20 protein-coding genes are annotated in these 20636 nt (G+C 61.0%); 8 read left to right on the forward strand and 12 right to left on the reverse strand.

All coding sequences use genetic code 11. The features are described 5' to 3' along the window. Window positions 1–69 precede the first annotated feature (69 nt). Genes E1573_RS09920 through E1573_RS09940 form a run of 5 tightly spaced genes read left to right on the forward strand, consistent with a single transcriptional unit; the run spans window position 70 to window position 4637 of the window. On the forward strand, window positions 70–669 hold the full coding sequence (locus tag E1573_RS09920; RefSeq protein ID WP_133213065.1) for a paraquat-inducible protein A: 600 nt from the start codon (window positions 70–72) through the stop codon (window positions 667–669). Then, window positions 666–1310, forward strand: coding sequence for a paraquat-inducible protein A (locus E1573_RS09925; protein WP_133213066.1), 645 nt, complete (start codon window positions 666–668; stop codon window positions 1308–1310). The genes E1573_RS09920 and E1573_RS09925 overlap by 4 nt, the downstream gene beginning before the upstream one ends. Beyond that, window positions 1291–2943, forward strand: a complete 1653-nt coding sequence (locus tag E1573_RS09930) for an intermembrane transport protein PqiB (protein WP_133213068.1) — start codon at window positions 1291–1293, stop codon at window positions 2941–2943. Before E1573_RS09925 ends, E1573_RS09930 begins: the two co-directional genes overlap by 20 nt. Before the next feature lie 17 nt (window positions 2944–2960). Beyond that, window positions 2961–3509: a membrane integrity-associated transporter subunit PqiC gene (locus E1573_RS09935; protein WP_133213070.1), complete on the forward strand. Its 549-nt coding sequence runs from the start codon at window positions 2961–2963 to the stop codon at window positions 3507–3509. A 27-nt stretch (window positions 3510–3536) separates the two neighbouring features. Further along, complete coding sequence (locus E1573_RS09940) at window positions 3537–4637, forward strand: AI-2E family transporter (RefSeq protein ID WP_133213072.1); 1101 nt, start codon at window positions 3537–3539, stop codon at window positions 4635–4637. 34 nt (window positions 4638–4671) lie between these two features. Here the strand turns inward: E1573_RS09940 and E1573_RS09945 are convergent, their stop codons facing one another. The 3 genes from E1573_RS09945 to E1573_RS09955 form a co-directional block, all read right to left on the reverse strand. Further along, window positions 4672–5631, reverse strand: coding sequence for an HlyD family secretion protein (locus tag E1573_RS09945; RefSeq protein ID WP_133213074.1), 960 nt, complete (start codon window positions 5629–5631; stop codon window positions 4672–4674). A 3-nt stretch (window positions 5632–5634) separates the two neighbouring features. Further along, window positions 5635–6003, reverse strand: a complete 369-nt coding sequence (locus E1573_RS09950; protein WP_133213076.1) for a DUF3302 domain-containing protein — start codon at window positions 6001–6003, stop codon at window positions 5635–5637. Between the two features lie 96 nt (window positions 6004–6099). Beyond that, a complete protein-coding gene (locus tag E1573_RS09955) occupies window positions 6100–6966 on the reverse strand; it encodes a LysR family transcriptional regulator (RefSeq protein ID WP_133213078.1) in 867 nt (288 codons plus the stop codon). Window positions 6967–7069: 103 nt separating this feature from the next. Between E1573_RS09955 and E1573_RS09960 the strand changes: the two genes are divergently transcribed. Both E1573_RS09960 and E1573_RS09965 read left to right on the forward strand, forming a co-directional pair. Continuing rightward, complete coding sequence (locus E1573_RS09960; RefSeq protein WP_133213080.1) at window positions 7070–8464, forward strand: aldehyde dehydrogenase family protein; 1395 nt, start codon at window positions 7070–7072, stop codon at window positions 8462–8464. A gap of 105 nt (window positions 8465–8569) precedes the next feature. Beyond that, on the forward strand, window positions 8570–9466 hold the full coding sequence (locus tag E1573_RS09965; protein WP_133213082.1) for a universal stress protein: 897 nt from the start codon (window positions 8570–8572) through the stop codon (window positions 9464–9466). Window positions 9467–9469: 3 nt separating this feature from the next. Here the strand turns inward: E1573_RS09965 and E1573_RS09970 are convergent, their stop codons facing one another. The 9 genes from E1573_RS09970 to E1573_RS10010 all read right to left on the reverse strand — a co-directional run bounded on the left by E1573_RS09970 (window position 9470) and on the right by E1573_RS10010 (window position 19795). Beyond that, window positions 9470–10228, reverse strand: a complete 759-nt coding sequence (locus E1573_RS09970) for a phytanoyl-CoA dioxygenase family protein (protein ID WP_133213084.1) — start codon at window positions 10226–10228, stop codon at window positions 9470–9472. Window positions 10229–10300: 72 nt separating this feature from the next. Then, window positions 10301–11128 carry a helix-turn-helix transcriptional regulator gene (locus E1573_RS09975; RefSeq protein ID WP_133213086.1) on the reverse strand — a complete coding sequence of 276 codons (828 nt, stop codon included), beginning with the start codon at window positions 11126–11128 and terminating at the stop codon, window positions 10301–10303. Window positions 11129–11252: 124 nt separating this feature from the next. Then, entirely contained in the window at window positions 11253–12671 is a 1419-nt protein-coding gene (locus E1573_RS09980) for an aminotransferase (protein WP_133213088.1), read from the reverse strand. A gap of 33 nt (window positions 12672–12704) precedes the next feature. Further along, entirely contained in the window at window positions 12705–13808 is a 1104-nt protein-coding gene (locus tag E1573_RS09985) for a polyamine ABC transporter substrate-binding protein (RefSeq protein WP_133213090.1), read from the reverse strand. Window positions 13809–13989: 181 nt separating this feature from the next. Beyond that, a complete protein-coding gene (locus tag E1573_RS09990; RefSeq protein ID WP_133213092.1) occupies window positions 13990–14691 on the reverse strand; it encodes an NAD(P)H-dependent oxidoreductase in 702 nt (233 codons plus the stop codon). A gap of 11 nt (window positions 14692–14702) precedes the next feature. Next, complete coding sequence (locus E1573_RS09995; RefSeq protein ID WP_133213094.1) at window positions 14703–16349, reverse strand: ABC transporter ATP-binding protein; 1647 nt, start codon at window positions 16347–16349, stop codon at window positions 14703–14705. A gap of 2 nt (window positions 16350–16351) precedes the next feature. Beyond that, a complete protein-coding gene (locus E1573_RS10000) occupies window positions 16352–17179 on the reverse strand; it encodes an ABC transporter permease (RefSeq protein WP_133213096.1) in 828 nt (275 codons plus the stop codon). Window positions 17180–17182: 3 nt separating this feature from the next. After that, on the reverse strand, window positions 17183–18142 hold the full coding sequence (locus E1573_RS10005; RefSeq protein WP_133213098.1) for an ABC transporter permease: 960 nt from the start codon (window positions 18140–18142) through the stop codon (window positions 17183–17185). A 51-nt stretch (window positions 18143–18193) separates the two neighbouring features. Beyond that, a complete protein-coding gene (locus tag E1573_RS10010) occupies window positions 18194–19795 on the reverse strand; it encodes an ABC transporter substrate-binding protein (protein WP_133213100.1) in 1602 nt (533 codons plus the stop codon). Between the two features lie 245 nt (window positions 19796–20040). Between E1573_RS10010 and E1573_RS10015 the strand changes: the two genes are divergently transcribed. Continuing rightward, entirely contained in the window at window positions 20041–20481 is a 441-nt protein-coding gene (locus E1573_RS10015) for an Rrf2 family transcriptional regulator (protein WP_133213102.1), read from the forward strand. The last annotated feature ends 155 nt before the right edge of the window (window positions 20482–20636 follow it).

Consider the following 20636-nt stretch of genomic DNA (forward strand, 5'->3'; position numbering starts at 1 on the left):
AAAAATCCGTGGCCCTGCGCTGCCGCCGACTATATTGACGTAGTCTCCGCCGCAGCCTGAGCCCGCACCATGCTGAATACCGATCAGCTGATCATCTGCGAACATTGCGACTGCGTTTACCACAAAGTGCCGTTGGCCAAACACCAAAAGGCCATGTGCCAGCGTTGCGGTGCCGTGCTGCAGCGTTATAACGGCATGACCTTGCAACAGCGCCTGGCGTTGAGCTTTACCGCCCTGGTACTGTGGCTGCTGGCCAACTTTTATCCAGTGATGAGTATCAGCCTCAAAGGCCTGTCCAACAGCGCCACCCTCTGGGACTCGGTACGCGCGCTGGCCAGCGGCCCAATCACCTTTATTGCCCTGGTGGCGGCGATCTCGATCATCATCGCGCCGGTTTTCCAGTTACTGCTGCTGATCTGGGTGCTGTGCTTCGCCCTGACCGGTCAGCGATCACCGGGGTTTCGCCTGTGCATGCGCTGGCTGGAAACCCTACGCCCCTGGAGCATGCTGGAGGTCTGCCTGCTCGGCGCCATGGTCGCGGTGTTTAAACTGGCCGGCCTGCTCGATGTACTTCCCGGCATCGGCCTGATCGCCCTGGCGGCCTTGAGCCTGGTGATTATCCGTGTCGCAGGCCGCGACATCCGCGAATTGTGGGACACCCTGCCATGAACCGCCCGCCTCTGGCTTCCGAGCTCAAGCTGATGCTCTGTCACGCCTGCGGCAAGGCCTGTGACGCCAGCCACGACATTCATTATTGCGATCGCTGCGGCGCGCCGATGCATGCACGTAAACCGAATGCGCTGGCCCGTACCTGGGCTTACTTGATTGCGGCGCTGGTGTTCTACATACCGGCCAACCTGCTCCCGGTGATGAACACCAAGATGCTCGGCAGTGGCGACGACAGCACCATCATGAGCGGTGTGATCGAGTTCTGGTCGCACGGTGCCTGGGACATTGCCCTGATCATCTTCATCGCCAGCATCGCCGTGCCGGCCACCAAGTTCGTGGCCCTGGGCATGCTGCTGGTGACCGTGCAACGCGGCAGTGACTGGGCGCAGAAAGAGCGTTCCAAGCTCTACCGCTTCGTCGAGTTGATCGGCTACTGGTCGATGCTCGATGTAATTGTCGTGGCCCTGGTCGCGGCGCTGGTCAAGTTTCAGGCTTTGGGCGACATCGAGCCGCGCCCGGGCATTCTGTTTTTTGGCCTGGTGGTGGTGTTCACCATGCTCGCCGCCATGAGTTTCGACCCCCGAATGATCTGGGAAAGCCGTCAACCCGAGGAGCGCACGGATGAAGTCAGCAGCCACTGAAGAGCCGCCGGTGCCAGGCGCATCAACTGTCAAAACCCGACGCTTCAGCGTGTCACTGGTGTGGATCGTGCCGATTATCGCGGTACTGGTCGGTATTTCGCTGGTGGTTCACGACTGGATGCAACGGGGGCCCACCATCCAGATTTCGTTCAAGACAGGTGAAGGCCTGACGGCTAATAAAACCGAGGTCAAGTACCGTAACGTGGTGATCGGCCATGTCACCACTGTGGAGTTGAGCGAAGATCAGAAAAGCGTGACGGCAACGGTCAAGTTGAACAAACAGGCAGAAAACTTCACCCGCGAAGATTCAACGTTCTGGGTGGTACGTGCACGTATTGGTGCTGGCGGTATTTCCGGAATCGACACACTCCTCTCCGGTGACTTTATCGGTGCCGATGCCGGGCAGTCGCGTACCCGCGCCAAATCTTTCACCGGCCTCGAGATGCCACCACCGATTACCTATGGCGAACCCGGCAAGCGCTTCACCCTGCGCACCAGCGACCTGGGTTCGCTGGGCATAGGTTCGCCGGTGTATTACCGCAAGATCTCGGTAGGCCAAGTGGTGTCTTACCAGTTGGCCAAAGACGGTAAAAGTGTCGACATCGAAGTGTTCGTGCAGTCGCCCAACGATGCATTCGTGACCAACAACACCCGTTTCTGGAATGCCAGCGGCATTGACCTTGAGGCCGGCGCCAACGGTTTTGCCGTGCGTACCGAATCGCTGTCGTCCTTGCTGGTGGGTGGGATTGCCTTCCGTGCCCCGCAGTACAACCCCGATGACCAGGTCGCGGCAGAAGACAACGTCTTCGAGCTGTTCGAGGATGAGAAGACCGCTCTGGCACCCCCGAAAGGCCGCCCACAGTACCTGGCCCTGCGCTTCGATGAATCGCTGCGCGGCCTGAAACCGGGCGCGCCGGTAGAATTTCAGGGCGTGGAGATTGGTGAAGTGGTGTCGGTCAACCTGGATTTCGACGCCGAGAAACGCAACTTCCCGCTCAATGTCGGCATCGTCATTTACCCTCAGCGCCTGGGTAAAGCCCATACCAAGCTGCTCAAAGCGCTCGACCATGACCCCAACGATGAAGAGCGTGCGGTCAGAGTCCTGGGCATGTTTGTCGAGAGCGGCCTGCGCGCTCAGGCGCGCAGCGGCAACCTGCTGACAGGGCAGTTGTACATCTCGCTGGATTTCGACCCGAAAGCGCCGAAAGTGGCCTTCGACCCGACAGCACGCCCCATCAGCATCCCCACCGTACCGGGCAGCCTGGAACAGTTGCAGGAACAGTTCCAGGCCATGGTCGAGCGCATCAACCGCCTGCCGATCGAGCGCATTGCCAACAACCTCGATGCCAACCTGGTAGAGCTGCGCAAGGGCCTTGCCCAGTTCAACAGCCGGACCTTGCCGGGGGTTCAGGGCACCCTGCAGGAAGTCAGCAAAACCTTGCAAAGCGCCAATTCGACCCTGGCCGACGACTCACCGCAGCGTGAGCAATTGACCCAGACCCTGGACGAGCTGGGGCGTATGTCGCGTTCACTGCGCGAGCTGGCCGATTACCTGGGCCGCAACCCTGAGTCCTTGCTGCGTGGCAGACCCAAGGATGCACCGGCCGATAACCTGTCCCCTTCGCGCGAATGACCGCAGGAGCACTGACTATGGCGCCCGTTTCAAAAATCGCCCTGTTGGGCCTGGCGTTGCTGCTGGCGGCGTGCCGCAGCGATCCGATCCACTACCACACCTTGATCCCGCAACAACCTGCGCCGTCCAGCAGCGTCGATATCCAGCTCGAACGCATCAGCGTACCGCCCCAGGTCGATAGACCGCAGATGGTGGTGCGCCAGAGCAACAGCAGCCTGGCCATCCTGGAAACCGAATGGTGGGGGGCCAGCCTTGCCGATGAACTGCAGAACGCACTGGTCAACCAGTTCAGCGCCAGCACGCCCTCGCGGCTGGGACTGCGGGTTGACGTGCAACGTTTTGACTCGGTACCGGGGCAGTACGCGCTGTTTGACGCACAATGGCGCCTGCGTGGCGCCAATGGCAGCGACATTCCCATGTTGACCTGCCGTAGCGTGATCCAGACCCCGGCCGGCGCGACCATTGAGGAACTGGTAATCGCCCACCAGCAAAACCTCAAGCGCTTTACCGAGCAGGTCAATCAGGCCGCGCGAAACGGAAGCCGCACCTGCCCTACCGGGCATTAAGCAATCCCCTGAGCGAGGGCAACCTGTATGAACGATCCAAGACCCCTTCAACTGGGCAGTACCAGGGCATTGCTCGACGTGCTGATCCGCGCCGGCCTCATTGCGGTGCTGGTGATGTTCTGCTTTGAAATCTTTCAGCCGTTCCTCAGCCTGATGCTCTGGGCAGTGATTCTGGCCATTACCCTGTACCCGTTGAACCAGCGCATCGGTGGTTGGCTGGGTGGCCGCCCCGGCTGGGCGTCGATCATCCTGGTGCTGATCGGCCTGGCCTGCCTGATCGGGCCTCTGAGCCTGCTTGGCGCCTCGGTGGCCGATTCGGTCAAGCTGGGCATCCACACCTTTGAGAACCAGGCCATCGAAATCCCGCCGCCACCGGCGAGCATACAAGAGTGGCCGGTGATCGGTGGGTTGTTGTACGGCATCTGGAACCACGCCAGCACCGACCTGAGCTGGGCCTTGTCTCAAGTTGCACCGCACTTGAAAGGCGTGAGCAAAACCCTGCTCACCCAATTGGCAGGCGTCGGTACAGGAATCCTGGTGTTCATCGTGGCATTGATCGTCGCGGGCCTGATCATGGCCAACGGTGCCAATGGTCAACGTACCGGTGTGGCCATCGCCACGCGCATCTCAGGCCCCGAACGTGGTCCGCAACTGGCCGAGCTGTGCACCTCGACCATCCGCGCCGTGGCGCAGGGCGTTGTCGGGATTGCCTTCATCCAGATGCTGCTGATCGGTATCGGTCTGGTGGTCATGGGTGTGCCCGGAGCTGGCGTGCTGGCGCTGATGGTGTTGCTGCTGGGCATCACCCAACTGCCAGTGTTGCTGATCACCTTGCCGGTGGTGATCTATGTGTTCGCCCATGACGGTGTTGGCGTCAGCACCATCATTTTCGCCATCTGGACGATCCTCGCCGGGCTGTCGGACAACGTCCTCAAACCGCTGTTGCTCGGCCGTGGCGTTGCCGTACCGATGCCGGTGGTGTTGATTGGCGCATTGGGCGGCATGTTGACCAACGGCATTATCGGCCTGTTTATCGGCCCGGTGTTGTTGGCGGTGGGTTATGAGCTGTTCATGTCCTGGGTGGCCCAGCCGCCTGAAGAGGCCGCACCAGGCCCTGAGCAGCACTGAACGCAGGTAGACCTGCGCTCAGCGCTTGCCGCTATCAATGGAACGGGAAGATGTAGTTCATCCAGGCAGCCATGCGCAGGAGAATCTTGCGCATTACGCCGACATGTTCGAAATGCTTGCTGTAAACGGCCGCTTGGCCGTAAGCACCGCCAGGCATCTGTGCGCTGTACTGGACAAAGTCGGGGTCGGTGATTTCGATGATCACCGGCACTCGCCCCGCCGGCGGTGAGCCGGTATAGCCGATCAAATTGCCGGAGGGCTGTATCTGGCCTTCGGCAATCACCGTAATGACACTCTTGACCTGCCCCTTGAACACCTTGCCGGGAATGCCATCAAAGGCCACTTCAGCCTCATCGCCCGCCACCAGGCGCAGCAAACTGTTCTGACGCATCCAGGCGGCGAAGTAATGGCTTTCCTGTGGGATGAACACCATCGACGGCCGTAGTGGCAGCCTGGTGGCCATCATCCCGGCGCGCAGCGAAACATGAGTCACGAAGCCTTTGCTCGGCGCGCGCACCACGGTGTTGTCGAGTTCGAACTGGGCGTTGTCGATCTGCGCCTGCAGGTCATCGACGCGGGCAATCGCCGACTCCAGTTCGCGGCGAGTACCAAAATTACGCTTGATCAGCTCGTTGATCCGGTACAGGTCACCCTTGGCGGCCAGGTGCTGCGCCTTGAGCGACTGCAGCTTGTACTCGAACGGTGCGGGATCGATGCGGAACAACACATCACCCTTCTCCAGCGGCTGGTTGCCCTGCACCGGCACTTCGATGACCTTGCCGGTCACCACCGGAATCACCGGTACCGAGACGAAATACGATCGTGCGACTTCCGAATAGGGGTGGTTGTAGTTCATGGTAAAGATCAGCGCACCAATCAATACCACCCCGCCCAGCACCGCAGTCGGTACGGTCCATTTGTTCAGGGGGATACGGAAGATCTTGAAGATGGCAATGCAGATCGCGGCGTAGGTCAGAATCAGCAGCAGGTCCATGGATTAGATTCCCCCGCCTGCGTCATGCCGGGGCTCGCCGGCTTTGCTCTGGATAGCCTCCAGGTGGGCGACCCGCTGCTGCAGCTCAAGCAATTGAACCTGCAGCTCGTTTATCGAAGTCTGGTGGAGCTGGCCGCTGCTACCGATACCCCAACCACGATCTTCGCGGTAGAGCATGGCCCAGATCCACAGGAACGGCCAAAGTGCATGCAAGGTGAACAGGCTCACCCAGCCGGTGGCATGAATGGCGTCCTGATGGGGGTGGTTACGATGAACAGCGATTTCATAGGGGATGTCGTGCAGCACGATGATGCCGTAGAACAGCACCAGACCAGCGAAGATCAACACGCCTAATGCAAAGTAATCAAGCATGGCTGCTCCAGATCGCAGAGAGTGAGGAGATGGTGCTCAAAGTCTAGTCAATCCATGCTCGCTCACTGCGATTTTCAGCGCAGCCAGGCTGCCGCGCTATGCCTGCCGACGGGCCTCCAGCAACTGAACAAAACTCGACAGGCTCTGCGACACCGTCCCACGCCGCCATACCAGCCAGGTGTTCAAGTAGCGGAAGTCTTGCGACAACGGCCAGACACTCACAGTAGCGCAGCCAGGCATACTTTCGAGCATGCTGCGTGGCATCAAGGCCAGGCCGGCACCGGCGCTGACACAGGCGAGCATGCCGTGGTAAGACTCCATCTCATAGATTTTGCCCGGCACCGCCGCATCGGTGCTGAACCAACGTTCAAAATGGTGGCGGTAGGAACAGTTGGCGCGAAAGGCATAAATGTTCTCGCCATTGACATCCTGGGCACGGCTGATCGGCGCGTGGTTCAGGGGTGCAATCAGCACCATTTCCTCCTCGAACACCGGAACGCCGTCCAGGGTCGGGTGCAGCACCGGGCCGTCGACGAAGGCCGCCACCAGCCGCCCGGACAATACCCCTTCGATCATCGCCCCGGACGGCCCGGTAGACAGGTCTAGCTCGACCTTGCTGTATTGCTGGTTATACGCCGCCAGCAGCGCCGGAATGCGCACGGCCGCAGTGCTCTCCAACGAGCCGAGGGAAAACGGCCCCTGTGGCTCTTCACCGGCGACGGTCAAGCGCGCTTCTTCAACCAGGGCAAGGATGCGCCGGGTGTAGTCGAGAAAATTCCAGCCGGCCGGCGACAGCCGCAGCCGACTTTTCTCGCGAATGAATAACTCGACGCCAAGGTCGCTTTCCAATTGCTTGATGCGGGTGGTCAGGTTCGACGGCACCCGATGGATATGCTGGGCGGCGACACTGATGCTGCCGTGCTCGGCCACGGCTTTGAAGATCTCCAGCTGAACCAGGTCCACAGCATTCTCCAAACGTGAATGAAAGGCTCATTATTATTCAGTTTCCACAAAACGCACAGCCCTCTACGCTGGCGCCATTCCCCTCTCCTTGCAGGACAGTGTCATGACCGCGTTCTCCAGCCACACTCACGCTGTGTCGATCAACCCCGCCAACGGCGAAGCCATCGGCCATTATCCCTACCAGTCCGAGGCCGAGCTTGATGCGGCGCTGACCCGCGCTACGGCCGGTTACGCCAAGTGGCGCCGTACCGCCGTCAAGGACCGCGCGCAACTGATCCTCGGCCTGGCCACTGCGATCCGCAACAACGCCGCAGCCATGGCGCAGATGATCACCCTGGAGATGGGCAAGCCGTTGGCTCAGGCCCGTGGTGAAGTCGAAAAATGTGCACAGTTGTGCGAATGGTACGCAGCCCAGGGCCCAGGCATGCTCAATGCCGAATCGACCCTGGTCGACAATGGCACCGCACGCATCGAATACCGTCCGCTGGGCCCGATTCTGGCGGTGATGCCGTGGAACTTCCCGGTCTGGCAGGTGCTGCGCGGCGCGGTGCCTGCACTGATCGCCGGCAACACTTACGTGCTCAAGCACGCCCCTAACGTCATGGGCAGCGCCTACCTGTTGCTCGACGTGATCAAACAGGCCGGGCTGCCGACAGGTGTGTTCGAACTCATCAACGTCACCCCCGACGGTGTCTCCCAGGCCATCAAAGACCCGCGCATCGCCGCCGTGACCCTGACCGGCAGCGTGCGTGCCGGCATGGCCATCGGCGCTCAGGCAGGTGCGGCGCTGAAGAAATGTGTACTGGAACTGGGTGGCTCCGACCCGTTCATCGTCCTCAACGACGCCAACCTCGACGAAGCGGTGCGAGCGGCGGTGATTGGCCGTTTCGCCAACACCGGGCAAGTCTGCGCCGCCGCCAAGCGCCTGATCGTTGAACAAGGCATCGTACAGGCGTTTACCGAGAAGTTCGTCGAAGCCACCCGCCAACTGGTGATGGGTAATCCACTGTCGGAGCAGACCTACCTCGGCCCGATGGCCCGCTTCGACCTGCGCGACGAGCTTGATGAGCAGGTCCAGGCCACCCTGGCCGAAGGCGCGACGCTACTGCTCGGCGGCCACAAGGTCGAAGGCGCGGGTAACTACTACGCCCCGACCGTACTGGCCGATGTCACCGATCAGATGACCTCGTTCCGCCAGGAGCTGTTCGGGCCAGTGGCCTCGATCATTACCGCCCGCGATGCCGGCCACGCCCTGGCGCTGGCCAATGACAGCGAGTTCGGTCTGGCCTCGACCATTTACACCCAAAACCTGGAGCTGGCCGCTCAACTGACCAAGGAACTGGACACCGGCGGTGTGTTCATCAACGGCGTCTGCGCCTCTGATCCTCGCGTGACCTTCGGCGGGGTGAAAAAGAGCGGCTTTGGCCGTGAGCTGTCGCACTTTGGTGTGCGTGAGTTCTGCAACGCGCAAACCGTGTGGCTGGACCGCCGTGGCTGAGTGACCGGCGGTCAGTTCAGGCAGGCGTTGGCGGCGCAAGCGTTGCAGGCGATGGGCTAAACTCTAGCTCGGGGGCTGGCAAGGCAACGCGACCGGAGGTGCACCATGAGCCAGTACCAACGCCTGTTCCTGATCGTCGGCGCCGATATGCGCCACACCCCGGCACTGGAACGCGCCGCCGCCCTGGCGCATGCCACTGGTGCCACCTTGCATGTCAGCGCGGTGGTTGAGGAACTCGATACCCTCGGCCTCATCAGCGGCGACGAGCACCGCAACCAGTCCCGTGTCGAAGACAGCCGTCAGTGGCTCGCCGACGAAGCTACCCTGCTGCATGAAAACGGTATCCGGGTCAGCACCGACGTGGTCCTGACCCGCGACCCGGTGGGCGCCATTCTGGCCCAGGTCAACGACATCGAACCCGACCTGCTGATCAAGGACGTGCAGCACGAAGCGGCCTTCAAGCGCCTGCTGTTCACCCCACTGGACTGGCAACTGTTGCGTGAGTGCCCGTGCCCGATGCACTTTGTTTCAGCGGTGCACTGCCCGTTGCCACGTATCGTGGTGGCCGCCGTTGATCCGACCCACCCCGAACACCCGCACAACGACCTCAACGAAACGGTGATCCAGGCTGCCAGCGACCTGGCACGCCAATGCAATGCCGAACTGCACTTGCTGCATGTCTGCGACAGCGCACAGACGCACATGGCTGACTTTGGTGCCGGTACCGTGACTGTGCCGGGCTTTGGCAGCGATGTACGCAAATCGATTCATAAAGTCTTTGAGCAACTGGCCGCACGCCACGCCGTCCCGGTGGAGCGTCAGCACTTTCTGTCGGCGCCAATCACCCGCAGCATTGCCGATTTTGTTGCTCACAGCCGCACCGACGTACTGGTGATGGGCAATCACCCACGCAAACTGCTGGAACGTCTGACCGGTAGCACCACTGAACATGTGCTGGATCACACCTTGTGCAATGTTCTGGCGGTCAAGGCGGTGGCCTGACGCTCAGTCGTACTCGGCCTCGGCATGTTCGCCAAGCAGGCGCCGTTGACGCGGCGTTGCGGCGGCGAGCACCTGCGGGTTGAACTGCCAGTGCAGGTAAGGCGAAAACTTCTGCGCGACCATGCGCCGGCCATAGTGCACTTGCAGCATCGAACGGCTGCGATCGGTGCTGCGGTTATCGCTGCCGCCATGCCAGAGTTCGCTGCGAAACATCAGCGCATCACCCGCCCGGCACAGAATGCTCTGCGCCGACTGCCCCTGCCACTGCTGTTCCCCCGGCGCGGGCTTGCGCCCTGCCCGATGACTGCCAGGCAACACCCGGGTCGGGCACAGGTCAGCGTCGATGTCGTCCAGGTAAAACTGCACGGTGCACACCTGCATCGGTAATTGGAAATCTGGATCGGCCAATAACGCCTCAGGCAGCGCCATCACCAGGTAGTCCAGGTGCAGCGGCATGCCTTGATAGCCCGGATGGCTGCGCCAGGCGGTCTGGCCGATGATGTGGCAGTCTTCCCCGAGTGCCGCTTCGGCCAGTTCGATGACCCCCGGCAGGTCCAGATAGGTGAGCCACAACGGGTCGCGGTTGAACACGCATTTGTAGTGTTCCAGCAGGCCGTTGTAATCCCAATGCATTGGCGTCAGGGTGCTGATCGCCGCTTGCAGCGCCATGACTTGTCGAGGCTCAAGCACGCCCGGCAGTAATACAAAACCGTCCCGGTGCAAGGCACTCAGGCCCAGGCTCAGTACCGCATGTTCATCCATAACGGTGCTCCTGACAGGCCGCGGAACACCCCGTGGCGCCTCTATTATCCGGCGCTCGCCCGGCAAGAGCGGTTAGCCTGACGCACGGCGCAGCCAGTCGATGAAGCGGGCAAACAGCTCGGACTGTGAGTTGATCTCCAGCTTGAGGTAAAGGTTCTTGCGGTGCATGCGCACGGTTTCGGGCGAAATGCCCAGTTCACTGGCAGTGGATTTGGCCGAATGACCGCGCAGAATCATGTGCGCCACTTCGCGCTCGCGGTCGGTCAGAACCTCGCATCCAAAGCTGTCGAACGCCGCCTGGATGCTGTTGTGCCCGGCATCACTGCTGCTTTGCGCCAGGCCGTGGCGGGCGTAACGCACCAACAACTCGCGCACCACGGGCTCGACCGCCCGCAACACGTTGACCTGCTCGCTGCTCAGTTGCGAACCGCTGCACCCTTGAAACAGGCTCAGCGAGATTTTCCGCGAATCGCCAAGGTCGGCGATGAAGTAGCTGTCTTCACTGCATCCGGTGCCCAGGTAGTAAGCCTTGTAGTAGTCGCTGTCGAAGAAGTTGTCCGGGGCGATGTCCTGCAAGTGGTAGAAACCTTCGGCTAACCCGCTCTCCACGGCCAGGCAGAACGGATCGAGCAGGTACCCGGCGGCAAAGTAACGATTGAGAATGGCATCACGGTGCTGCTCGGGAATGCCCTGCTGATGGAGCAAACGCGGCGCCTGGCCCTGGCATTCGAGGCTGATCATCATTGACTCGACCGCCACCAATTGGCTGATCGCTGCCGCCAGGTGCGCGAGGGCGTCCGGCGTTTCGCTGTGAGCGAAGGCGCGCTGCAGCGCGCCGTGCCATTGCTGCAGGGCGCCAAACGACAGGCTGATGGGTGTTTCCGGGGATACATGGCTCATGCTCAGCAGTCTACCGGCTGGCGCATGAGCCCGCAGCTGTCTGGCGCTGATTTCGCGGGGCAAGCCCGCTCCTACCGGGATTGTGCAAATCCGGTAGGAGCGGGCTTGCCCCGCGATCAAACACTCATCCACCGCTAAACAACCCTTCACGCCGCAGCTCGTCAGCCGTTTCCACAATGCACTGGCGCAATACCTCGACGATCTCATCCACCTGCGCATGGGTGATGATCAACGGCGGCGACATCACGTTCAGGTGCATGATCGGGCGTACCAGCAAGCCTTTGTCCTGGGCGCGGCGGTGAATGCGTTCACCGATGTTCACCGAGTCAGCAAACAGCGCCTTGCTGCGTTTGTCGGCCACAAACTCGACACACGCCATCAGCTTCATGCAACGCACATCGCCCACCAGCGGCAATTCACGCAGGCTCTGCAAACGCTGCTCCAGATAACCGCCGACATCCTTGACGTGGGCCAGCAGGTTTTCTCGCTCGATGATCTCGATGTTCTTCAGCGCAGCCGTACAGCACACAGGATGACCGCTGTAGGTGAACCCGTGGGTAAAGCAGCGGCCCTTGCCCGGTTCGGCGATGAGCTTCCAGATCCGGTCAGAAAAGATGCAGGCGCCCAGCGGCAGGTACGCAGAAGTCAGGCCTTTGGCCGTGGTGATGATATCCGGCTGCACACCGAACAGTTCCTCACTGGCAAAGAACGTCCCGAGACGACCGAACGAAGTCACCACCTCATCGGCAACGAAAAGGATGTCGTAGGTCTGGCATACCTGCCACATGCGCAGGAAGTAGTCCTTGGGCGGAATGATCACCCCGCCGGAGCCCATGATCGGCTCGGCAAAGAACGCTGCAACGTTGTCGGCGCCCAGCGAGAGGATCTTGTCTTCGAACTCGGCCACGAGAAAGTCGAGGAACTCGGCTTCATCCATGTCATCCGGTGCCCGGTAAGGGTTGGGGTTGGAGACGTGGTGGATCAGCTCGTGGGCGTAATCGAACTCGGGTACACGGTCAGCCGCCTTGTTGCCAATCGACATGGTCAGGGTGGTCGAGCCGTGATAGGCGTTGTAACGGGCGATGATATGTTTTTTGTGTGGTTTGCCGCGGCAGTTCTGATAGTACTGAATCAACCGGTAAGCGGTATCGACTGCGGTCGAACCGCCGGTGGTGAGGAATACATGGTCCAGATCGCCCGGCGCCAGTTGTGCAAGCTTTTCGCACAGTTCGATGGCCACCGTGTTGGCCATGTCGGAGAACGGGTTGGAGTAAGCCAGCTTGCGTACCTGATCGGCAATGGCCACGGCCATTTCTTCCCGCCCCAGGCCGATGTTGGTGCACCACATGCCACCAACCGCGTCGAGGAAGCGATTGCCCTCAGTATCACGAATGTACGCGCCCTCCCCGGCCTCAATGTTCAGCGCGCCTTGCTCGCGGTGCTCGTCGAACATGTGATAACCGTGCATGTAGTGGGCCTTGTCGGCTTCCACCAGCGGGTCATAGGCAAAAGGCAGTGCAACAGCGTTGTTTGACGTAGCCATGGTCTGTTCCTTGGCGATGGGCATTGAGGGCGATCAAAAACCAGTCTTTACCGTGCTCCAGACCCGGGTGATCGCGCGCATGTCGCGGGCATCCTGGGTTTTCTGGGCAAACAGGCGCTCACGGGTGGCGTCATCGGGATAGATCGCCGGGTCGTTGCGGATGTCTGCCTGCACGTAAGGGTTCGCCGCCGCGTTGCTGTTGGCATAGCGAATGAAGTTGGTCACCTGGGCCATGTTCTGCGGTTGCAGCAGAAACTCGACGAAGCGATGAGCATTGCCGCTATGCGGGGCGTCCTTGGGCAGGTACAGGTTGTCGAACCAGATCAACGAGCCTTCTTTAGGGATGAAGAACGACAGCTTGATGTCCTTCTTTGCTTCTTCAGCGCGGGCCTGGGCGATGGCGTAGTCGCCCGACCAGGTCAAGGCCATGCACACATCACCATTGGGCAGGCTGGTGAGGTAGTTCACCGAGTCGAATTTCTTGATGTAGGGGCGAATGTCCAGCAGCAGTTTCTCGGCTGCCTTGAGATCGGCCGGCGCGGCGCTGCGCGGATCTTTGCCGAGGTACTTGAGGGCCAGCGGGATCACCTCGGTGGGCGCATCCATCAGGGTCACGCCACAATCGGCAAAACGCGAAACGATCTTCGGGTCGAACAGCATGGCCAGCGAACCGATCGGCGCATCGGGCATGCGTGCTTTGATTTTCTCGACGTTGTAGGTCACCCCGTTGCTGCCCCAGGTATAGGGTGCCGAGTATTTCAGGCCCGGATCATAGCCTTGCAGCGCCTGCACCACCTGAGCGTCGAGATTGTGCCAACTGGGCAGTTGTTGCTTGTCCAGGGGCTGAAATACCCCGGCCTTGATCAGCGGTGGCACCAGCGAGGCATTGAGCATGACCAGGTCGTAACCGGAGCGGCCGGTGAGCAACTTGGTCTGCACGGTTTCGTAGCCATCGAAGGTGTCGTAGATCACCTTGATTCCCGTGGCCTTCTCGAAATCAGCCAGGGTGGTTTCGCCGATGTAGTCTGTCCAGTTGTACAACCTGAGTGTGTTGCCAGTGTCCACTTCAGCCGCCAGACTGGCCGCTGCGGTGGACGCCAACACCACACTGCACATCACCTTCAGTGCCTTGCGCATTAGCAACTCCGTCGTGTGAATGCTCAGGGTGAGCCGATGGACTTACTATCCGGTGATTGTGCCTGGCCGACCATAACCCGAATGGGTGGGTGTCGGTGGGAGCGGGCTTGCCCCGCGATGCTGCCTGACTGACACACCGCTATCGCGGGGCAAGCCCGCTCCCACCGGATCTGTGTAACGATCACGCCAACGGGTACAGGGCCTCATCGAACTGCGACAAGCGCGGGAACTGCAGCGGCTGATCATCCGACAGGTGCTGCAAACGTTGCTGGTAGCTGCTCAGAAACGCCTTGCGCGCCTCATCACTGATGTACGGCACATGCCAGGCCACAAACGGCTCCAGCACGTCAAAGCCGACATAGGCCAGGGTGCCGCGCAGAATCGGTCGCAGCATATCCTCCAGCGGACCATGGATCGCCCGTTCGCCAAACATGTGCTCGCGCCCGCCGAGGGTCACGGTCACCAACGCCTTTTTGCCCGCCAAGCCGCCTTGGTCATAGAAGCGCTTGCCGCCATAACAAACGCCAGATACCAGCACCCGGTCGATCCAACCCTTAAGCATGGCCGGCGCCGAGAACCAGAAGATCGGGAAGTTCAGCACCACCAGGTCAGCCCATAGCAGTTTGTCCAGCTCTTGCTGGATATCAGCGGCAATCGAGCCACTCTTGACCCCCAGCCGTTGCTCCAGGGCATACACCAGGTACTCGGGGTTTTCCCGCGAACCGAAGTCGTCGGCACTGGCCACCGGGTTCCAGTTCATCGCGTACAGGTCGCTGACCTGCACCTCATGGCCCTGGGCACGGAAGGTCTCCACTGCCGTATCACGCAGGGCTGCGGTGAACGATTGCGGCTCGGGATGAGCGTGAACGATCAGTACATTCATGACAGCGTTCCTTAAACAGGTTGCAAGGTAGAAGATTCGGCACGAGCCGCGAGCAAGCGATTGAGCCAGTCAGGGTCCATTTCCGGCTCCGAAGAAAACAGCAGCCCGGTGTAGTCGCGGTAAGGCGGGCTGAAGATGGCATCACGACTGCCATGGTCAACCACCCGCCCGCGCTGCATCACCAGCACTTCATCGGCGATGGCGCGCACGGTAGCCACGTCATGGGTGATGAACAGATAAGCCACCCCCAACTGTTGCTGGATACGGTTGAGCAGTTTCAGCACGCCTTCGGCCACCAGTTGATCCAGCGCCGAAGTCACTTCGTCGCAAATGATCAACTGCGGTTCCGCCGCTAGGGCCCGGGCAATACAGATCCGCTGCTTTTGCCCACCCGACAGTTCCCGCGGCTGGCGCTCCATGTACACCGCCGGTTCCAGCTCGATCATCTCCAGCAGCTCGGCCACCCGCTGGCGCAATGCCTGGCCTTTAAGCCCCAGGTAGAAGCTCAATGGTCGACCGATGATGTCGACGATGCGCTGGCGTGGGTTAAGCGCGGTGTCGGGGATCTGGTAGATCATCTGAATACGGCGCAACTGCTCCTTGCTGCGGCGGCGGAAATCAGCTGGCAACGCTTGGCCGTCGTACAGCACCTGCCCTGCCGTCGGTGGCAGCAGGCCGGTAATTAGCCGTGCCGTGGAGCTTTTGCCACTGCCTGACTCACCGATCACCGCCAGGGTCTGGCCACGGTGCAGCTTCAATGAGACGTCGTGCAACACCGGCTGCTGCCCGTAGCTGGCGCAGGCCTGACGTACTTCCAGCAACGGTAGTTGCTGCGCCGGGCAGGGTTTGGGCTCGGTACGGAAGCTGCGCACCGCCCACAGCGATTTGGTGTAGTCCTGTTGTGGTGCATCGAGCATGCGCCGGGTATCGGCCTCCTCTACCAGCTTGCCATGACGCAAGACCATGATGCGGTCGGCCATCTGCGCCACCACGGCGAGGTCGTGGCTGATATACAGCGCCGCGCTGCCGTAGGTCTTGACCGCATCGCGGATCGCCGCCAGCACTTCAATCTGAGTGGTTACATCCAGCGCCGTGGTCGGCTCGTCAAAGATGATCAAATCAGGATGGCAAGCCATGGCCATCGCGGTCATCACCCGTTGCAACTGCCCGCCCGACACCTGGTGCGGGTAGCGCTGGCCAATCTGCTCGGGGTTGGGCAGGCGTAGCACCCGGTACAGCTCCACAGCCTCCGCTTGCGCCTGGGCGCGGTCGATGCCGCCGTTTTTCACCGCCGTTTCAACATGCTGATCGATCAGGCGATGAGCCGGGTTGAACGAGGCGGCGGCACTTTGTGCAACATAGGCGATGCGCAGCCCGCGCAATTTGCGCAACGTTTCAGCCTTGGCGCCAACCAACTCCATACCGTCGAAACGCACCGAACCACCGGTGATCCGGCATCCCGCACGCACATAGCCCATCGACGCCAAGCCCAAGGTCGACTTACCGGCCCCCGACTCACCGATCAGGCCAAGCACCTCACCACGTTGCAGGGTCAGGTCGATGCCTTTGATCAACGGGTGCCAGGCATCTTCATAGTGCCCTTCGATGCGTAGGTCGCGGATTTCCAGCAGCGGTTTCTCATGATTCTTGAGGGTCATGCTCAGCACTCCTTGAGGCCGCTGGATGCGTGCAGCACCCAATCCACGACGAAGTTGACGCTGACGGTGATCAACGCCACGGCCAGCGCAGGCAATAACGGGCTGATGTCACCGAAGGTGATCAGCACGGCGTTATCGCGCACCATGCTGCCCCAGTCAGCCGTCGGTGGTTGAATGCCGAGGCCAAGGAACGACAGCGCACTGATGAACAGAAAGACAAAGCAAAAGCGCAGGCCAAACTCAGCAACCAGCGGTGCAGCGGCATTGGGCAGCACTTCACGGCTGACCAGCCACCACAGCCCCTCGCCGCGCAGCCGGGCCGCCTCGACAAAGTCCTGAACCACTACGTTCATGGCCACCGCCCGTGACAGACGAAACACCCGGGTAGCATCGAGCAAGGCGATCACCAGCACCAGCGAGGTGGCGGTGGTGCCGACCACGCTGAGGATCAGCAAGGCGAAGATCAGTTGCGGAATGGCCATAAGAATGTCCACCAAGCGCGACAGGCCTTGATCGATCCAGCCACCCTTGATCGCCGCTACCAGCCCGCAGAAACCACCAAGGGCAAAAGCCAGCAGAGTGGTCAGAAAGGCAATGCCCAAGGTGTTGCGAGCGCCGTACACCAGGCGGCTGAACATGTCGCGCCCAAGGTTGTCGGTGCCCAGCAGAAAGTCGCCGCCCCATGGCGCGAAACCCTCACCCACGACCTGGGTTTCGCCATAAGGCGCCAGCATCGGTGCGAACAGGGCGACCAACACATACAAAGCAATTACCAGCAGGCCGAACTGGGCGCTCAACGGCGCCCGTAGCAATGTTTTAATCAGTCTCATGGCTTACCCCTTCGGATGCATCAGGCGCGGGTTGCTGGCAATCGACAGCACGTCCGCCGTGGTATTGAGCAAGATGTAGGTGGCGGCAAAGATCAGGCTGCAGGCCTGCACCACCGGGATGTCGCGCTTGGCCACCGAGTCGACCAGCAACTGCCCCAGCCCCGGGTAGACGAACACCACCTCGACCACCACCACACCCACCACCAGATAGGCCAGGTTCAGCGCCACCACGTTGATGATCGGCGCCAGGGCATTGGGCAAGGCATGGTGGAAGATGATCCGCGCCGGGCGGATACCTTTGAGCCGGGCCATTTCGATATACGGGCTGGCCAGCAGATTGATCAGCGCGGCACGGGTCATGCGCATCATTTGCGCGATCACCACCAGGCTCAGGGTCAGCACCGGCAACAGCGAGCGCTCCAGTACCTCGCCGAAGCTGGCGCCAGGTGCGAGGTTGGAGATACTCGGCAACCAGTTCAGCTTCACCGCAAACACCAGAATCAGGATGTAAGCGACAAAGAACTCCGGAAACGACACCGCACTCAGGGCACTGGTATTGAGCAGGCGGTCGAACCAGCTGTTGCGGTACAGCGCCGCAAGCATGCCCAACAGCAGCGCCACCGGCACCGACACCAGCGCAGCCAGCAAGGCCAGGCTGAAAGTGTTGCCCAACCGCGCACCAATCAACTCGGCGATGGGTCGCTGGTTGGCCAGCGACAACCCCAGATCACCGTGCAGCAGTTGCCAGGCCCACTGGCCAAAGCGGGTCAGTGCCGGCACGTCGATCCCCAGTTGGCTGCGCAGCGCCGCCACGGTTTCCGGCGTGGCGGCCTGGCCGAGCATGGCCTGAGCCACGTCGCCCGGCAGCATGCTCACCGCCAGAAAGATAATCACCGACACCGCAAACAGCGACAACAGGCCCAGGGCCAGGCGCTGCACAAGCAGTTTATAAAGACTCTTCACCAGACAGCTCCTCGAACAGGCACAACGAAAGGTGGCAGTGCAGCGTCAGCCTCAGGCTTGCCACCAGCGTTCGATCAGGCGCAGGCCGTCGAGCTCGCCGTAAGGCGCGGTCGTGCCGCCATGGGTGACGCGCTTGGAGCGCGCCGCCACGGAGCTGGCGAACAGCGGCACGATAGCCCCGCCTTCGTCGCGGCACAGGGCCTGCATTTCGTTGTACATTTCCTGGCGCAGCGGCGCGTTCATCTCGCCCCGTGCGGCATTGAGCAGCTGGTTGAAACGTGGGTTGTCCCAGTGCGTCTCGTTCCATGCCGCGCCTTTGGCGTAACCGATGCTGAACATGCGGTCGGCGGTCAGGCTGCTGTAAAAGAACGAGGCGGTGAACGGTTGTTTCATCCACACATTGGTGAAATAGCCGTCGGCAGGTTCACGGACCACATCGATATCGATGCCAGCCAGACGCGCCTGCTCCTTGAACAACACTGACGCATCCACTGCGCCGGTGTAGGCCGCATCGGATGCTTGCAGGCGCACTTTGAGCGAATCGACACCGGCCTGACGCAGGTAGAAGCGCGCCTTGTCCGGGTCGTAGCTGCGCTGCTCCAAGGCAGCATTGATGAAGCGGCTGCCGGGCTGGATCGGATGATCGTTGCCAATCTGGCCATAGCCATATAGCACCGACGCCAACAAGGTTTCACGGTTGATCGCATGCTTGAGCGCCAGGCGGATGTTGTTGTCCTGGAACTGCGTGCTGTCGGTCAGCATCGGGAAGGTGTAGTGCTGGGCGCCTTTGGTTTCTTCGATGGCCAGATTCGGGTTGCGCTTGAGCAAGGCCACGGTTTTCAGGTCGACCTTGTTGATCACATCGACCTGGCCGGTGACCAAGGCATTGACCCGTGCAGCACCATCGGCAATCGCCAGCAGCTCGGCACTGGCAAAGTGTGCGCGTCCGGCTTTCCAGTAATCCGGGCTGCGCTCCAGGTCCATGCGCACGCCCGGCTCGAAGCCCTTGAGGCGATAGCCGCCGGTGCCAACGCCCGCCTGCCAGTCGGATTTGCCGTCTTTGGCAGGCATGATTGCCAGGTGATAGTCGGCCACCACGTAGGCAAAGTCGACGTTGCCCGAACGCAGTTCGAACACCACGGTATCGGTGCCTTGAGCACGAACCTGGGCCACTTCGCCCAGAACGGTCTTGGCCGCCGACGTGGAACTGTCGCCCAGATGGTGCTGGATTGAGGCCACCACGTCATGGGCGTCGAGGGTTTTGCCATTATGGAACGTCACCCCTTGGCGCAGGGTGAAGGTCCAGATACGCGCATCCGGGCTCAGTTCCCAGCGCTCTGCCAGCTCTGGAATGGCGCTGCCATCAACGCCGATTTCGGTCAGGGTGTTGTACACCGCCGAGAAGCCGACAAAGGTAAAGGTGTCGGCCCAGGTGCCTGGATCCAGAGAGTCGGTGGTACTGCCACCGGCCAGGCCCATGCGCAGCACGCCGCCGGCTTTGGGGGTGGCTTCTTCGGCCCAGCCACGCATCGGCAAGCCCAGAGAAAACGCCCCGGCTACTGCAGCGGCGGTGGCGCTGTATTTGAGAAAATCGCGACGTGGCAAGCCACCGTCGTGCATCGCTTGAGTAATTTTGTTGTTGTTATCGCTCATGGCATTGCCCCTGTTGAACCGCAGAGAAAAGGATTCAGCCGACTTCGCACGCATCGATGCTGCAAATATTTGTATTTGTCATCGTGACAATTACATTAGACTCAATGACACGCTGCTGCCAAGCCCCTCAGCGGTGCTTTTTACTGTAGGCGCGGGCTTGCCCCGCAATGCGATATAAAGGGCACACCGCAATCGCGGGGCAAGCCCTCTTCTACACAGGGATTTTTCAAAGGAATTTGCAGATCATGAGCCAGTCAACCCGCCTGATCACCGCCTCGTACATCTTGTCGTTCGTGGCCGCCAATGCCCCGCAGAAGCTGCGCACCGAGACCATCGCCAAATGGGTCAAAACCCACCCCACGCGTGTGCGCAGCCTGGTCTCGCTGATGGTCAAGGCCAACATCCTCAAGTCCTGGCGTGGCGCCCACGGCGGCCTGACCCTGGCCCGCCCGGCCAGCGAAATCACTTTGCGTGAGGTGTATGACGCGGTACAGGAAAGCTCACTGATCGCCGAGAAAATCGACAACCCCTTCTCCGGCCTGGAAGACCACTGCAAAGTGTTCGAAGTGTTCACCCGGTTGTTCGCCATGCTCGAAGCCAACATGCGCCTGGACCTGGGCGCGATCACCGCCGACCAACTGTTCGTTGCCTTCGACAAGCCGCTGGAAAAAGCCGAGCAGGCCTGATTCGTTCAAGCCACCTGTGGGGCAGCTGCCTTTGTAGGAGCGGGCTTGCCCCGCGATTCGGTGTGACTGACAGATCGCTATCGCGGGGCAAGCCCGCTCCTACAGCAAGTCCGCCCCCACAATTGGCAAATGCGGGCGCACTTTCGGAAGCGTCT

The sequence above is a fragment of the Pseudomonas sp. H9 genome (assembly GCF_004353925.1).
Classification (GTDB): Bacteria; Pseudomonadota; Gammaproteobacteria; order Pseudomonadales; family Pseudomonadaceae; genus Aquipseudomonas.